The sequence below is a fragment of the Ferrimonas pelagia genome (genome assembly GCF_039543565.1).
Classification (GTDB): Bacteria; Pseudomonadota; Gammaproteobacteria; order Enterobacterales; family Shewanellaceae; genus Ferrimonas; species Ferrimonas pelagia.
Window position 1 is genome coordinate 1 of record NZ_BAABJZ010000020.1, and the last position, 15,958, is coordinate 15,958.

At 59.9% G+C, this 15,958-nt stretch carries 12 protein-coding genes and 2 tRNA genes; 8 read left to right on the forward strand and 6 right to left on the reverse strand.

The genetic code is table 11. The features are described from left to right. Positions 1–99 precede the first annotated feature (99 nt). A complete protein-coding gene (locus tag ABEA08_RS07490) occupies positions 100–1,026 on the reverse strand; it encodes a tetratricopeptide repeat protein (protein ID WP_345334668.1) in 927 nt (308 codons plus the stop codon). 335 nt (positions 1,027–1,361) lie between these two features. On the opposite strand from ABEA08_RS07490, the gene ABEA08_RS07495 reads away from it, so the two are divergent. Both ABEA08_RS07495 and ABEA08_RS07500 read left to right on the forward strand, forming a co-directional pair. Further along, positions 1,362–1,835, forward strand: coding sequence for an SRPBCC family protein (locus tag ABEA08_RS07495; RefSeq protein WP_345334669.1), 474 nt, complete (start codon positions 1,362–1,364; stop codon positions 1,833–1,835). A gap of 2 nt (positions 1,836–1,837) precedes the next feature. Then, the gene (locus ABEA08_RS07500) at positions 1,838–2,686 is read left to right on the forward strand and encodes a TIGR03899 family protein (protein WP_345334670.1); all 849 of its coding nucleotides are present in this window, start codon (positions 1,838–1,840) and stop codon (positions 2,684–2,686) included. Here the strand turns inward: ABEA08_RS07500 and cobA are convergent. Further along, complete coding sequence (cobA, locus tag ABEA08_RS07505) at positions 2,623–3,495, reverse strand: uroporphyrinogen-III C-methyltransferase (RefSeq protein WP_345334671.1); 873 nt, start codon at positions 3,493–3,495, stop codon at positions 2,623–2,625. The two genes, ABEA08_RS07500 and cobA, sit on opposite strands and share 64 nt — an antisense overlap. A gap of 246 nt (positions 3,496–3,741) precedes the next feature. Here cobA and ABEA08_RS07510 point away from each other — a divergent pair. Together ABEA08_RS07510 and ABEA08_RS07515 are read left to right on the forward strand one after the other, a co-directional pair. Then, a tRNA-Pro gene (locus ABEA08_RS07510) sits at positions 3,742–3,818 on the forward strand. Positions 3,819–3,873: 55 nt separating this feature from the next. Beyond that, positions 3,874–3,950: transfer RNA gene (locus tag ABEA08_RS07515), tRNA-Pro, on the forward strand. 270 nt (positions 3,951–4,220) lie between these two features. On the opposite strand, the gene ABEA08_RS07520 is transcribed toward ABEA08_RS07515, so the two are convergent. From ABEA08_RS07520 to ABEA08_RS07535, 4 genes are all read right to left on the reverse strand, one after another. Next, positions 4,221–6,080 (reverse strand): methyl-accepting chemotaxis protein, encoded by a 1,860-nt coding sequence (locus ABEA08_RS07520; protein WP_345334672.1) that lies wholly within the window; start codon positions 6,078–6,080, stop codon positions 4,221–4,223. Between the two features lie 282 nt (positions 6,081–6,362). After that, entirely contained in the window at positions 6,363–7,103 is a 741-nt protein-coding gene (locus tag ABEA08_RS07525; RefSeq protein ID WP_345334673.1) for a phosphoadenylyl-sulfate reductase, read from the reverse strand. Further along, on the reverse strand, positions 7,096–8,808 hold the full coding sequence (gene cysI, locus ABEA08_RS07530; protein ID WP_345334674.1) for an assimilatory sulfite reductase (NADPH) hemoprotein subunit: 1,713 nt from the start codon (positions 8,806–8,808) through the stop codon (positions 7,096–7,098). The genes ABEA08_RS07525 and cysI overlap by 8 nt, the downstream gene beginning before the upstream one ends. After that, positions 8,808–10,583 (reverse strand): assimilatory sulfite reductase (NADPH) flavoprotein subunit, encoded by a 1,776-nt coding sequence (locus ABEA08_RS07535; protein WP_345334675.1) that lies wholly within the window; start codon positions 10,581–10,583, stop codon positions 8,808–8,810. Before ABEA08_RS07535 ends, cysI begins: the two co-directional genes overlap by 1 nt. Before the next feature lie 286 nt (positions 10,584–10,869). On the opposite strand from ABEA08_RS07535, the gene ABEA08_RS07540 reads away from it, so the two are divergent. From ABEA08_RS07540 to ABEA08_RS07555, 4 genes are all read left to right on the forward strand, one after another. Beyond that, the gene (locus ABEA08_RS07540) at positions 10,870–12,060 is read left to right on the forward strand and encodes an NAD(P) transhydrogenase subunit alpha (protein WP_345334676.1); all 1,191 of its coding nucleotides are present in this window, start codon (positions 10,870–10,872) and stop codon (positions 12,058–12,060) included. Next, complete coding sequence (locus tag ABEA08_RS07545) at positions 12,060–12,335, forward strand: NAD(P) transhydrogenase subunit alpha part 2 (RefSeq protein ID WP_345334677.1); 276 nt, start codon at positions 12,060–12,062, stop codon at positions 12,333–12,335. The genes ABEA08_RS07540 and ABEA08_RS07545 overlap by 1 nt, the downstream gene beginning before the upstream one ends. 6 nt (positions 12,336–12,341) lie before the next feature. Further along, the gene (locus tag ABEA08_RS07550; protein ID WP_345334678.1) at positions 12,342–13,721 is read left to right on the forward strand and encodes an NAD(P)(+) transhydrogenase (Re/Si-specific) subunit beta; all 1,380 of its coding nucleotides are present in this window, start codon (positions 12,342–12,344) and stop codon (positions 13,719–13,721) included. A 130-nt stretch (positions 13,722–13,851) separates the two neighbouring features. Further along, entirely contained in the window at positions 13,852–15,846 is a 1,995-nt protein-coding gene (locus tag ABEA08_RS07555; protein WP_345334679.1) for a pectate lyase, read from the forward strand. Positions 15,847–15,958 lie beyond the last annotated feature (112 nt).

A 15,958-nucleotide genomic window follows, 5' to 3' on the forward strand; every position in this document is an offset into this window, starting at 1 on the left:
GCGGCTGAAACTCAATCCACTGGAGTGGCTTCAACAGATCACTCGAGCCTGTATCGAGCAACGTCCGTATCCGATACCAGAAGGCCTCATGATCTAAGGTCAAGTCCACTCGGGTGAACAGTTACCGCGATAGGCCTGCTCCCCCATATCAAAGTAATAGTAAGGGTTGCGGATCCGTTTTAGCTCCAACTGACCGTGGATCTGTTGCCACTCCTGCAATCGGTTTTGACTGGCCAGCAGTATCGACAGATTATGCAGCGCATCCAGCTCTATCTGCGGCAACGTCACGGCATAACGATACACCTGCTCCGCTTCTTCAACCATGCCCCGTCGACGGTACAACACCCCAAGCGTATTCCACACCACCGGAAACTGGGGCTCGATGTGATGGGCAGCCCTGAGCAAGGCGTAGGCGCGATCCAGATCGCCTTCCACCATAGACTCAGCCGCAATATTATTATAATAAAGCGCCATCAACTGCTGCTCCGTTAACGACGTGATCCGATAGCCCCGCATCTGATTACCCGGCAGAAAATCGATCACCGTGCTGTTGCTCGCCAACAGGCTCCGCTCACCCGGCCGTTGCGCCAAGCGCAGATTCACATGGCCATTGATCAAATAGAGCCCACCTTGCCGATCCCACACCGGCGGCGCCTCAACCAACTGGTACTGGACGCTCAGATCCAGCGACTGCGCCAAGGCGGCCGTCATCAACACCAACGACATGCAGTTACCCGCCCCGGCCGAAAAGGTTTCGGCCGCATTCCGAGTCAGTCGACTGTCGTACTGGACCCGGCCCTCATTAAAGAGGTAATCCACCAGCGCCCCGCGGGGATCGGAGTGACGGCTCAAGCGTCGACTGAGCTGACGCATCGGTTCATTCAGGGCAAAGGCCTGCCGCGGGGATGGCACAACGATGGCATCATCGAACTGCGCATCGTGCCACAGCAGCGCCACATGAGGGTTAGCCGTCTGGCCAGCGCAGCCCGAGAGCAGGAAACAAAGGCAGAGTAATAGATTTCGCATGCTTCCAGCTTAGCCAGCAAACCCGACCGACCACAACCTCGTCACACAAATGTCACATAAGCATGGTAAGGCGTACCACTGACGGGCAGCGGAGACGGGTGCCGATCTGCCCCATCCCGGTCCGCTGCTCGCTAAGTCGCCGCAATGGGCTCCATGTCATTATCACAGCGCAACCCCAGCTCTACCGAACTCGCCAGCCAACCGTCAGGCTCCCGCGTCACCCTCAACCGGCTTCAACTAAGCTATGGGCACATCCATCGCGGGGTTTCGCCATGCACACCGTGCTAAAACTTACGGCCACCGTTGTCGCTATAGTCTTAATATTGGGGTTAGTCTTGCCGAGCAAGTTTGAGGTGCATCGAGAGATCACCATCAATGCGCCACCGCAAGCCATTCACCCATACATTAATGAGTTATTCTTATGGCCCTTATGGTCGCCTTGGGAAGAGCTGGATCCGACCACCCGCATCACCTTGGGCGAGCCCAGCCAAGGGATCGGCGCCAATCAAACTTGGACCGATCGCAGCGGCGGTGGCGAGCTGGTGATCATCGCCTCAGATCCGCTCAATGGGATCCGCTACGATGCACGCTTTGGCAGCAATCGCGAGCACTACCCTGCAGAGCTGAGACTTCGGGCGATCGGCCCCAACCAGACTCAGGTGCGCTGGCAGATCCAAGGAAAAATGACGACCCCCATCATGGCCCCATTTCTCGCGATGATGGCAAACCGTATGATCGGCGATCCCTTTCAGCAAGGCCTAGCGAAGCTGAAATGGGTCGTAGAAGAGCGACAACAACCTGAGGAGTGACTGTGACCGAGGTGTCCGCCTTACCCCATCCACCTGTGCCAACAACTGGCCATGCCAAACCACGCAGCACCCGCCATCAGGCGGTGGCACTCTCACGCGTCGTTGGCCTTAATACCGAGGAAAGCGGACAGCAGGCCAGCCTACTGCATCGTGCCGAGCAGCGACAGAAGCGCCAGCAGGAACAATTCCAGCTCAATGTCGAAGCGATCGTCAATCACGCCATCAGCTGCACCAACAACAGCGTCGCAGGTCATGAGCCTGATCCCGATTGGCTGCATCAATTCCTTAGCCTGTCGGAACAGATCCAGACACCACGAATGCAAGAGATGTGGGGTAAGATCCTGGCGATGGAGCTGGCTCAGCCCGGCGCCTTCAGCCTACGCGCCCTAGAAACCCTCAAGAAGATGACCCAACGTGACGCCTTGCTGCTGATCCGAGCGGTGGCACTCTCTTGCACCATCAACAATGAATCGAATCACAAGCTGCTGATAGGCTATCGCAGTGAGCCGGGCTACGCCGGTCTGCTTCGGCCGCGCCAACCTCAGCTGCCCCTCTCCCGCTTCGGCCTGCCCTACAGCGCCATCCTCACGTTACGAGAGCAGGGGATCCTCTTTGCCGCCGAGCTCGAGACCGGCCGGCTGGAGCTGGACAAGCCGTTGCGGATCAGGTTCGTCGAGCAAACCATGCTACTGCGGCCACGCCATGCCCGATTGCGGTTACGCTACTATCGCTTTACCCCACTCGGACAAGAGCTCGCTCGCCTGGTGCAGGAGAGCGGCGATGAGGACTACATCGCGGCACTGAACAAATTGGTATTAAGGGACTTCCAGTCCAACCGATCATTGGATTGAAACCAGTCGAGTTCATCCGCCAATTGCACCACGGCACCGACGATGATCGCCGCTGGCGAGGGCAAGCCCGGCGTTTGCGACAAGCTTGTCAGCTGCTCAAGTCGGCCGATCACCCGCTGATGGCCGGGCTGACTGGCCTGACCGACGATCGCCACCGGCGTCTGTCCGTCCAGCCCCGCCTGCAATAACCCCTGCTGGATCGCCGCCGCCCGCTTGAGCCCCATGTAGATCACCAAGGTATGGCCCAAGGCCACATAGGGCGACCAATCGGCAACCGATCCGCCGTCCCGACCCCGCCCGGTGATCAGCGTGACCCCCTGACTCAACGACCGATGCGTCAACGGCATCGCGCCATACGCACTGCAAGCACTGGCGGCGGTCACCCCAGGAACGACCCGATAAGGGACCGCTGCGGCCTTCAATGCCGCCATCTCCTCGCCGATCCGGCCAAACATCATGGCATCGCCGCCTTTTAGCCGAACCACGCGCAGGCCCGCATGAGCCTTCGCGATCATCACCCGCTCGATCTCGCGCTGATCCATGCTGTGCGCACCACAGCGCTTCCCCACCGCGATCAGCGTAACGCCCGATGGGATCAACGCCAGGATCGCCGAGCTGACCAAGGCATCATGCAGGATCACTTCCGCCTTCTGCAGCGCTTGGTAGGCATGGAGCGTCAACAAGCCCGGATCGCCTGGCCCAGCGCTGATCAGCAGCACAGGTTGAGCTGGGCCTGCCGGCAATGCCAGAACCTGTGTTGATGCTTGCTCCGTTGTAGCTGACTCCGATCCGGCTTGAATGGTGGTCACGACTGCGTCTCCCTGCGGCTGATAGCCGTCAGAATACGCCGCCGCCTTATGCCAGAACAATAAGATATCATCAGTACATATTCCATTTTGAAATATAAGGGGTGATTTACCCCGCACTCTGGTGGGAAAACCAGCGGTCGGGTAAAATCGTGAAACTAAGCCTTGCACCGCGGCGGAAAATCGCTAGTATATGCCGCCGTTGCAGAGCAAACCTGAAAGGGTGGAATTGAGTCTGTAATGGCAAGTCGGTGAATAGCGCAGCTTGGTAGCGCATCTGGTTTGGGACCAGAGGGTCGGGGGTTCGAATCCCTCTTCACCGACCACTTTTAACGCGGTTGCTTGCGTATCTCAGCTTCGGCTTGGATGAAAACAACATCTCGGTGAATAGCGCAGCTTGGTAGCGCATCTGGTTTGGGACCAGAGGGTCGGGGGTTCGAATCCCTCTTCACCGACCACCTTTNAGAGGGTCGGGGGTTCGAATCCCTCTTCACCGACCACCTTTCGAAAAGCCTGTCCTCGGACAGGCTTTTTTCGTTTCAGCTCCTGCGTGTGCGCGGTTGCCGAATCGTTTGGCGTAAACCCCGTGACTTCAGTCACCGTGACGTCAGCACCATGACTTCAGCGCGTCGGCTAAAACGCAGCCCCCATTCCCCAAAGTCCACCGCTCAGCGCAGAGACAAAAAACGGGCCGCATTGGGCCCGTCATGGTTTTGAGATAACGCAGGTTAGATCTTAAAGCGCTCAACCTGCTGCTGCAGCGCCAAGCTGTCCTGCTCCATCTCATTGGAGGTGGCCTGCAACTGTTCGCCCAGCCGCGCCAGGGACAAGCTGTCATCGCGGATATCCGCACTGTTGCCCGACAATTCAACGCTGACAGCGCGTTGCTGCTCAGCCGCCGTGGCGATCTGCGTCGACATCGCGGCGATCTCCGAGATCGCACCGGCGATCACCCCAAGGCTCTCTTCCGCCAGGTGGGCTTCTTCGGCACTGCTGCGTGCCAAAGCGCGCCCCTTATCCATCTCGGCAACCGCTTCCTGGCTGATCGCCTGCAACGACTCGATCATCTGGCGGATCTCATCGGTCGAATTACTGGTACGCTGCGACAACACCCGCACCTCATCCGCCACCACCGCAAAGCCCCGGCCCTTCTCACCCGCACGAGCGGCTTCAATCGCCGCGTTCAGGGCCAGCAGGTTGGTCTGCTCGGCAATGTTTTCAATGGTCACCAACACCTGATCGATCTGTTGGGCATGGGTTTCGAGTTGACCGATCACCAGCGCACTCTCCTCCACCTGCTTGGCCAGGCGATCACTGACCTCACTGGAACGAGCGATCACCGCCTCACCGCTTTGACAGGCATTCGAAGCCGACTGGGCGGCGGATGCCGTGGCCCCAGCCCCAACGGCAACCTCATTGGCCGCAGCCGCGAGCTGCGCCACCGCGGCCGCGATCTGATCCAGTCGCTGATGCTGACGTGCGACGGCCAGCCCTTGCTCTTGTGCCTGACCGCGGTTGCTTTGGCTGTGGCTGAGTAACTGCTCACTGCGCGCACCGATCGCACTGACCATCGCGGCCAGATCGGCGACAAAACCATTGAGCCGATCCGCCACCCGCCCGATCTCATCCTCCCGCACGATCGGCAACCGACGGGTCAGATCACCATCGCCTTGCGCCAACTCATCGATCGCCGACTCCAACTGCTCCACCGGCTTAAACAAGGTATTGAGCAACACCGCCGTGAGCAGGGCGAACAGCAAGATCAGCCCCAGGATCAGCAACACGCTGCGCTGCACCATGGCTTTCATCCCCAGCTCGGCATAGGCCTTGTTGTACAGCACCAACACCCGCCAATCCGCCAGGGCGATCGAGCCGCTGCCGACATAATGCGCCTGGCCATTAAACTGCACCTCGACCAACTCCCCGGCTTGGCCCTGCCCCAACTCCGTCCACTGTGGGAGCACCTGAGTTAAGGGCTGCAGCAGCAGGCGTTGATCCCGCGCCGCCAACACGCGCCCGCGATCATCCACCAGCAGTAGGCTACCCTGCTCCTGCGGCATTTGCGCAACCAAGCTCTGCGTGCGCCCGCCAATGGTCAGATCTGCTGCCACCACGCCCTGCTCGTAACCCTCGAACGGCTGCGCCATGCTGATCACCATCTGCCCCCCGACATCTTGATAAGGTTCGGTGATCACCAATCCACCATGGCGCTGAGCTAGCTGATACCAAGGCCGCTCGCGCGGATCGATCGCCGGAACCGGCAGATCCAATTTATCCCACACGAGCCGACCATCGGCGAACCCAGAATAGAAGGCGTCCATCTCCCCGGCCCGGGCGATCAACTGATAGATCTCTGGCTCAACCGCCTGCAGCGCCAACAGCTCAGCACTGTGGCGTACCAATTGAGCCCGGCTTTCCAGCCACTCGCCGAGTTGTTGCTGCAGCTTGATCACTTGCCAGTCGATCTGCTCCTGCACCTCTTCCCGGCTCTCATCCATATAGCGTTCCAGAATAAGGCCAACCTGGATCAAGCTGGCGGCAACCACAACGGCTGCAACGAACCCTTGCAAGCGGTGTTTAAGACTCATGAAGCACCTTCGATATAAAATGTGTCGGCAGATCGGTTAAAAATCAGCAATTTGACCGCGCATCATACAAAGGTGATTGAATCGCCCCTAATCAAACTCCCGGGTGGTTTCGTATATCCATCCCAGATCACACAAATCTCCCCAAACGACGCGCGGCTCAGACCACTCGGCCGGCGTTCCCCTTTAGGCCAAGCGCAAGGTTCGACGGCCCACCTGCGTCCGGTACGCCCCAACAGAAAGCGGCCCCGCAGGGCCGCTGTGCTCAATAAAATTGCGACTTCATCAGATATCGTAATGCAGCCCGCACTCTCGCTTAAGGCCAAAGAAACGGGTTTCCTCTTCACTCATGCCCAACGTCAAGGGCCGCGAGGTGTGCCGATCGCCGATGGAGACATACCCCTCATGCCACAGCGGGTGGTAAGGCAGCTCGTGCTCCTCGAGGAAGTAGTGAATGTCCTTGTTGGTCCAATCCAATATCGGCAGCAACTTAAAGCGGCCCGAGCGCAGCGCCAGAAACGGCAGATCCGCCCGGCTGGAGGACTGCTCCCGGCGCAGCCCGGCAAACCAGCTGCCCACGGCCAACTCCTCCAGCGCCCGTTGCATCGGCTCCACTTTATTGAGCCTGTTATAGCGGTCAATGCCGTCCTGACCGTTCTCCCACTCCTTGCCATAGCGGGCCTCCTGCCATGCAGCCGACAACGTGGCTCGGTACACCTGCAGGTTTAAGTCGAGACGCTCGGTCAGCGTATCGATGAACTGATAGGTCTCGGCAAACAGGTAGCCGGTATCGGTGAGGATCACCGGAATGTTCGGCGCCGCATCGGTCACCAACTTCAGCATCACTGCCGCCTGCACACCAAAGCTGGAGGAGACCGCATGCTGGCCTGGTAGATTTTCCAAGCCCCAGGCCACCCGCTCGGCAGGCGTTAAAGGCGCCAACTCCTGGTTAAGCACCGACAGCTCCGCCCGTTGACGCTCGGAGGGCAATCGTTCCAGTAAGGCACTCAGTGCTGAACTAGTCATAGAAATCGGTCCTCGAGACAAGTACGGGTTTGACGATGCCGACGCGCACCACGAAGTCACCAAAGCCTTCGCCTTGCTCGCGTTCAACCGCCCAGCGACCGGACAGCGCATCGATCACCGCCAGGATCTGATCCTCACCAACGTTCTCCTGATACAGCTTAGGAATGCGGGTACCGTTGTGATTGCCGCCCAAATACAGGTTATATTTGCCCGGCCCTTTACCCACCAGGCCCACTTCCGCCAGCATGGCGCGGCCACAGCCATTGGGACAGCCGGTGACTCGGAAGATAATGGCATCGTCACCGATGCCATGACCTTGCAACACACCCTCAATACGGGTGACAAAGTCCGGCAGAAAGCGCTCCGCCTCCGCCATCGCCAGCGGACAGGTCGGCAGGGAGACACAGGCCATGGAGCTGGTGCGCTGGTTGCTCACCCCTTCGTCATACAAACCATACTGGCGAGCCAGGGTTTCGATCTGCGCCTTGTCCTGCTCGGCCACGCCGGCGATCACCAAATTCTGGTTGGCGGTCATGCGGAATTCGCCCTGATGCACCTTGGCAATTTCTGCCATGCCGGTTTTCAGTGGCTTGCCCGGGAGATCCAGGATCCGGCCATTCTCAATGAACAAACTGAGGTTGTGCTTACCATCGACGCCAGCGGTCCAACCCAGGCCATCGCCGCGCTCCGTCAGGGTATAGGGACGGCTTGGCGCAAACGCCAGACCGGCGCGCTTCTCGACCTCGGCTTTGAAGACCTCGATGCCAACCCGCTCCAGCGTGTATTTGGTCTTGGCGTTTTTACGGTTGATCCGATTGCCCAGATCCCGCTGGGTGGTCACCACCGCGGCGGCAAAGTCCAAGGTCTTGTCCAGCGGGATAAAACCAAAGTCGTCCGCTTTGCGCGGGAACGTGGCCTGATCGCCATGGGTCATGGCCAAGCCGCCCCCAACCAAGACGTTAAAGCCCACTAACTTGTTGCCCTCGGCGATGGCGACAAAGTTGAGATCGTTGGCGTGCAGATCCACGTCGTTGCGTGGCGGTACCACCACCGTGGTTTTGAACTTACGTGGCAGGTAGGTTTTTCCGAGGATAGGTTCATCCGCTTCGGTGGTCTCCACCTTCTCGCCGTCCAGCCAGATCTCGGCATACGCCCGGGTTTTCGGCAGCAGATGCTCAGATATTTTGGCTGCCCAGGCGTACGCCTCGCTGTGCAGCTCGGACTGCTCCGGGTTGGAGGTGCACAGCACATTACGATTCACGTCGCCAGCGGTGGCGATGGAATCGATCCCGATCGAATTCAACGTCTGGTGCATCCGCTTCATGTCGCGCTTAAGCACACCGTGAAACTGAAACGTCTGCCGGGTGGTCAAGCGGATGCTGCCGGCAATGCTGTGCTCGGCAGCAAAGGCGTCGATGGCCAGCCACTGTTTCGGGCTGATCACGCCACCGGGCATGCGCGCCCGCAGCATCACGGTATGCAAAGGCTCCAGCTTCTGCTCCGTGCGCTCGGCCCGGATATCACGGTCGTCCTGCTGATACATGCCGTGAAAACGGATCAGCTGAAAGTTGTCCGAGGTAAAACCGCCGGTCAGCGGATCCTGCAGATCCTCGGCAATGGTGCCGCGCAGAAAGTTGCTCTCGCCCTTGATGCGCTCGTTCACCGCCAATTTGCCGGTGACTTGTCGATCCTTTAACTCACTCATCAGTACACATCTCGCTGATAGCGCTTATCCGCGCGTAACTGTTCCACATAATCCTCGGCATCCTCTCGGCTCTGCTTACCGTGACTGACCACCACCTGGATCAAGGCTTCATGCACATCGCTGGCCATGCGACTGATGTCGCCACAGACATAAACGTGGGCACCACGCTGCAACCAGGCGTAGAGCTCGGCGCCCTGTTGACGCAGCCGATCCTGCACGTAGATCTTCTCGGCCTGATCCCGGGAAAAAGCCAGATCGATGCGGGTCAGCAAGCCGCTTTTGACGTAGCCCTGCCACTCCAGTTGGTAGAGGAAATCGTCGGTAAAGGTTTGATCGCCGAAAAACAGCCAGTTGTCCCCTTGTGCGCCGCGAGCGTCCCGCTCCTGCATAAAGCCACGGAACGGGGCGATGCCAGTGCCAGGGCCGATCATGATCACCGGCGTGTTATCGTCCGACGGCAGTCGGAAGTTGTCGTTGGGCTCGACAAACACCTTCACTTCGGCGCCCTCGTCCAAGCGGCGGGCAAACGCACCAGAAACGGCGCCCAAGCGCGCCTGGCCATCGCGCTCGTCGCTGACTAAGCCAACGGTCAGGTGCACCTCCTCCTCCACTTCCGCCTGACTGGAGGCGATGGAATAGAGTCGGGGGGTCAATTTACGCAACAGGCCGATCAGCGCATCGGCGTCCGGCTTGGCCGGATAACGGTGCACCAGATCGATCAACTGGTGCGTTTTGAGGAAAGGACGGACGGTCGCGCCGTCTTTGGCGATGGCACGCAGCGCATCGCTGTCCGCCAGCTCGGCCCAGCCCTGCACCAGCGCAGGATGGAGCAGGGTCAGCTCGTACTGTTCGATTAATGCCTGGCGCAGCGTGCTGCCCGCCACAGGTTGGGTGCCATCCAGCCCGGTGCCCGTCAGGATGGCATCCACCAGCTCGGCGTCGTTATGCATCCACACGCCGAGCGCATCACCGGGCTGATAGCTCAGGCCAGAATCGGCCAGATCCAACTCGACATGGCGGGTGTCCTTGTTCGAGTTGCGTCCGGTGATCTTCTGGCTGGCCAGCAGGACCGCAGCGAATGGGTTGCCCTTATTGAAGGCGCTGACCGCGCCAGTGCCGGTAATGGGCACCACTTGACCGGCGTCGCTGCCGCCTTTCTCGGCTTTACTGAGCACCTCTTCCTGCCAGGCTTTGGCCGTGTGCTCGTAGTCCACATCGCAATCGATGCGATCGGCAATACGGCGGGCGCCAAGCTCCGCCAAACGCTGGTCGAATTCACGCCCGGTCTGGCAGAAATCGTCATAGCTGGAATCGCCCAGCGCCAGTACGCTGAATCGCAACTTTTCCAGCTTGGGGGCGCGGGACGAGTGCAAAAACTTATGCAGGATCATGGCGTCATCTGGTGGATCGCCCTCACCATGGGTACTGATCAACAGCAGGATCTGGTGTTCCTCTTTGAGCTGCTTGGGCTTGTAATCCGCCATGGACACCAGGTTGACCGTAAAGCCCTGCGCCCCGGCTTCGCTGGCCAGTTGTTGGGCCAGGCCACGGGCATTGCCGGTCTGACTGCCGTACAAAATGGTCAGGGGACGCTGGGCACTGGCCACCGGCGCCAGCGACACCGCTGCCGTGCTTCCTTGATTGGCCACCGCCGCCAGATAGCCACTGAGCCAGGCCGCCTGGATGGGGCTCAGCTCGGCGGTCAGGGCACGGAGCGTTTGGATCTGCTCGGGGGCAAGCACCCCAGCCCCGGCTTCCAGCTCTTTCAACAACATGGTCCCACCTATTTCATCCTTTTGAGGTAGGCATAGGGTAGGCAGTTTAAGTATGGTGAAAAAAGACCAGTTACTGAGTTTTTATAACCAAATGGAATAAAGGAAGCGCCCGCAGAGCTCACAATTACCATTCAAAACCAATAAGTTTATTTACCGATTGTATTAATCGCGCATCATCCTGTTATCAGGACTATCTTCCCGCGCAAAAAACATGGAACACTGCGTCATCATCAAAGCGAGGATCGACCCACGCTGATGTCGATGCATTATTAAGGAGGATCCACCTGTGAAGATCGCAGTGATCAAGGAGACGTACCCAGAAGAAACTCGGGTGGCTCTGATCCCGGCCAATGTCAGTAAGCTGATCAAGGCGGGCTTAAACGTCACGATTCAAGCCGGCGCAGGCGAGCTGGCCGGTTTCGACGATGTCCTGTACACCGATGCCGGCGCCGAGATCGCTCCCGGTCAGGCTGAGACCCTTAAAGATGCCAGCGCCGTGCTCACCCTGCACGGCTATGGCTCGGCTCTGGATACCTTGTTGCCAGCTCTGGCGCCTGGCCAAACCCTGATCGCCATGATGGATCCACTGGCCGGGCCGCAAGTGGCGCAGCAGTTGGCCCAGGCTGAGATCAATGGCATCGCCCTGGAATTGGTGCCCCGGATCACCCGCGCTCAATCCATGGATGTGCTCTCCAGTAACGCCACCATCGCCGGCTACAAAGCCGCCTTGCTGGGTGCCACCCACTCCCATCAATTGTTCCCGATGATGATGACCGCCGCCGGCACCTTGAAACCGGCACGGGTGTTCATCATGGGCGTGGGCGTGGCCGGGCTGCAGGCCTGTGCCACCGCCAAGCGACTGGGCGCGGTGGTGGAAGCCTATGACATTCGGCCTGCGGCGCGGGAGCAGATCCTCTCCGTCGGCGCACGCCCAGTGGAACTCAATATTGAGGCGGAGAACACCGAAACCAAAGGCGGCTACGCCAAAGAGCAAAGCGACGACTTTATCGCCCGGCAGCAGGCCGCCATGGCCGATGTGCTGGCCCAGCAGGATGTGGTGATCACCACTGCCGCCATCCCTGGCCGCAAAGCCCCGGTGCTGATCACCGAAACTCAGCTGCAGGCGATGAAGCCCGGCGCGGTGATCGTCGATCTGGCCGCGGAAACCGGCGGCAACTGCGCCCTAACGCAAGCCGGTGAGACCGTGGTTCACCATGGTGTCACCATTCTGGGTCCAAAAAACTTCGCTGCCACCGTGCCCAACCACGCCAGCCAGATGTTTGGCACCAACCTGACCAATCTGCTGCTGTTGATGGCGCAGGAGCGGGGACTGAACTGGGACTTTGAGGATGAGATCATCCGCGATACCACCGTCAGCTATCAAGGCGAGGTGGTCAATGCGCGGCTGCGAGAGTTACTGGGGCTTGCACCACAGCAGCCCACAACGGACGAAACCAACAACCAGGAGGCCAGCTAATGGAACTGTTACTGCTGATCACCGTTTTTGTCGTCGCACTGTTTCTTGGCGTCGAGCTGATCACTAAGGTGCCACCCACCCTCCATACCCCGTTGATGTCAGCATCCAATGCCATCTCCGGGATCACCCTGGTCGGTGCCTTACTGGCCGCGGGCTCAGGCTCAGGCATTTTGGTCAATATCTTGGGGTTCATTGCGGTCACCCTGGCCACCATCAACGTGGTCGGCGGCTATATGGTCACCAACCGCATGCTGGCGATGTTTAAAAGGAAGTAACGCATCATGAGTCCAAATCTGATCTACATAAGCTATCTGGTCGCTGCGGTGCTGTTTATCCTCGGCATCAAGAACCTAACCAAGCCACGCACCGCGGTGCTGGGTAACCGACTCTCCTCCATCGGTATGTTGATCGCCGTCGTGGTGACCCTGTTCGACCAACAGATCCTCTCCTATCAGTGGATCATCGCCGGCCTGATCAGCGGCGGGGCCATCGGCCTGTTTATGGCACGTACGGTGCAGATGACCTCGATGCCGCAAATGGTTGCCATCCTCAACGGCTTTGGTGGCGGCGCCTCGCTGTTTGTCGCCTTGGCCAACGTGTGGGATCCCGCCGCGGGCGGCGAAATGGTCGCCTTGATCTCCATCGGGATCACCATATTGATCGGCGCCGTGACCCTGTCCGGCTCGTTTGTGGCCTTCGCCAAGCTGCAGGAGCTGATCTCCGGCCAGTCGATTGCCGTGCCGGGCAACACCCTGCTTAACGGCCTATTGCTCTTGGTCGGCTTGGGCCTGGTAGGGCTCTATGTGGCCGATCCCTCGCTGACCTGGATCTACGCCCTGGTCGCCGTGGCCATCATACTCGGCCTGGTACTGGTGCTGCCCATCGGTGGGGCCGACATGCCCGTCGTGATCGCCCTGCTCAACTCCTACTCCGGGATCGCAGCGGCCACCGCCGGCTTCATCAGTGGCAATACCGTGTTGATCATCTCCGGCTCGCTGGTCGGCGCCTCGGGCCTGATCCTCACCCAGATCATGTGTAAAGCGATGAACCGCTCCCTGCCCAATGTCCTGTTCGGCGTGATGGCCGAAGGGGGCGAGACCATCGACGCCGATGAAGTGTACGCAGGTAAGGTGACCTCCTCCTCACCCGATGAGGTCGGGATGATGCTGGAAACCGCCGAGCGGGTGGTGATCGTCCCAGGTTACGGCCTGGCGATGGCTCAAGCTCAACACGCGGTGCGCGAGCTGGCCTCGGTACTGGAGGAGCGCGGGGTGGACGTCAAGTACGCTATCCACCCGGTCGCCGGTCGGATGCCAGGCCACATGAACGTGCTGCTGGCCGAAGCGGAAGTGCCCTATGAGCAGCTCATTGAGATGGACGAGATCAACCCTCAGTTTGAGCAGACCGACGTGGCCATCGTCATCGGCGCTAACGACGTGACCAACCCGATGGCGCGGGAAGACAAAGGCTCCCCCATCTACGGCATGCCGATCCTCAATGTCGACAAGGCACGGACCGTGGTGGTGGTGAAGCGCTCCCTCAGCCCAGGCTTTGCTGGCTTGCCCAATCCGCTGTTTGCCAAGGACAACACCCTCATGCTGTTTGGCGATGGTAAGAAGGCGATCGTCGACCTCACCGCATCGCTCAAAGAAGCCGCTTAACCTACGCTCAATGACGATCAGGGCCGCCATCGCGGCCCTTGTTTCTCCCCCCTCTGAACCGACTGAACTAAACTTACCCCTTCGATGATGTTTGCGGTCCGCCCTGACGATACAAGTGCAGGAGTCCTTTGTGCGACATTCTCATTGTTTCTATGCTCTATTACTCGGTAGCTGGCTCTGCCTGTTACCAGCCTGCAGCGACCGGTCCTCCACACCGGAGGAGCCAGTATCTCCGCCAACCGATCCCGATCCGGGCGAGCCCATCGAGCCACCGACCGATCCCGATAACCCCGGTGAGCCCACCGATCCCACCGATCCCGACGTGCCGGTGATCCCACCGGATCCCGGCTTCCCGATCGATCCGGATCCCGGCGAGCCCATCGAGCCACCGACCGATCCCGACAACCCCGGCGAGCCGGTCGACCCGACCGATCCCGATGTGCCTGTCACCCCACCGGATCCCGGCACCCCCATCGATCCGGATCCCGGCGAGCCCATCGAGCCGCCGACCGATCCCGATAACCCCGGCGAGCCGGTCGACCCGACCGATCCGGATGTGCCGGTCACCCCACCGGAATCCGGTGATTGCGATGCGATGGATCCACTGCCCGTGATCCCCTGTGCCATCGGCTTCGGCATGGATACGCCGGCGGGCAGTGGTCGCCACGAGGCAACGCCGAACGCCACGGTGTACAAAGTCTCCAACCTCAACGCCAGCGGCGACGGCTCACTCAAAGCCTGCACCGATGCCAGCGGCCCCCGCGTATGTGTCTTTGAGATCAGCGGCATCATTGATCTCACCAGTGTCGGCACACTGGATATTATGAATCCCTACATCACCATCGCCGGCCAAACCGCACCCTCTCCCGGGATCACCCTGCGCGGCGCCTCCATTCGCTGGGAGGCCCACGACGCACTGATCCAACACATCCGGATCCGCACCGGCGACGCCATCGAAGGCCGCACGCCGGGCGATAGGGATGGGATCTATGTGATCGGCAAAGGCGACGATGAAAGCCGTCGGCCGGTCAACGTCGTGTTCGATCACATCAGCGTCAGCTGGGGCCTGGATGAGACCTTCACCGTCAAAGACACCGCCCGCAACGTCACCGTCAGCAACAGCATCATCAGCGAGGGACTGTGGTACAACATGCACCCCAAAGGCGGCCACTCCAAGGGGCTGATGATCTCCGCCCCTAACATGCTGGTGCAGGGCAACCTCATCGCCCACGTCGACGACCGCGCGCCGCTGGAGACTTCCCCCAGCATCATCACCGCCAACAATGTCACCTACAATGCCCGCCAAGTCGCCATGCGCCTGTCGCCACTGAGCAACAACGAAGCGCACGACGGCGAAGTCCGCACCACCACGGTGATCGGCAACGTCCGGCTCGAGGGCAACAATCAGTCGCAAAATCACAACGCCTGGGTGCAGATCGACGAAGACCGCGCTGGCTCGAAGATCTACATCGACGACAACCTGTGTGAAGACTGGGGCGGCGAAGAGTGGCCCTGCGCCCGCACTAACAGCGGCTTCAAACCGGAGTTCATCGCCACGGAGCCGCCGCTGTGGCTCAACGGACTGCAGGTGCTGCCCGCCAGTGAGACGCTGGACTTTGTGCTCGCCAACGCCGGGGCACGGCCCAAAGACAGAGACGGCACCGATCAGCGGATCATCGACGACGTCCGTAACCGGGAAGGGATCACCCCAAATTGCATCGACGCCGAGACCATCCTCTACCCCGTCTTTAACGTCAGCGGTGCGGATAACAGCATGGTTAAAGGTGATATCCCCGATTGCGACGGCAGCAAGTCCACCGCCTATGTCGGCAAGATCGCCGAGATCTTCGACGGCCGTGGTGCCGGACAGGCGCGCACCGTCGAAAGCTATAGCTGCTCCAGCAATACCGTCACCCTCAACCTGGAAAGCAGTTGGGACACCCAACCAGACAGCAGCTCACAAGTCCGGCTCCACATCGATTGCAGCAACAACCTCGGTGGCTGGCCAGAGCTCAAAGAAACCACCCGCAAGCTTGAATTGCCCAACAACTACAACGAGGTAACCGCATCGGGTTATACCCGTTTGGAAGTCTGGCTACACAGCTACTATTCCCAGGTTCAATAGGAGGCGGCGCCCCGAACTGCCGGGGCGCCTTTGCGCGGCACAATGCACGCCCATCCCCTACACTTATCCCTTGTTGTCGATCCAAATCCAAGTTGTCGAAGTGGGAGGCGGT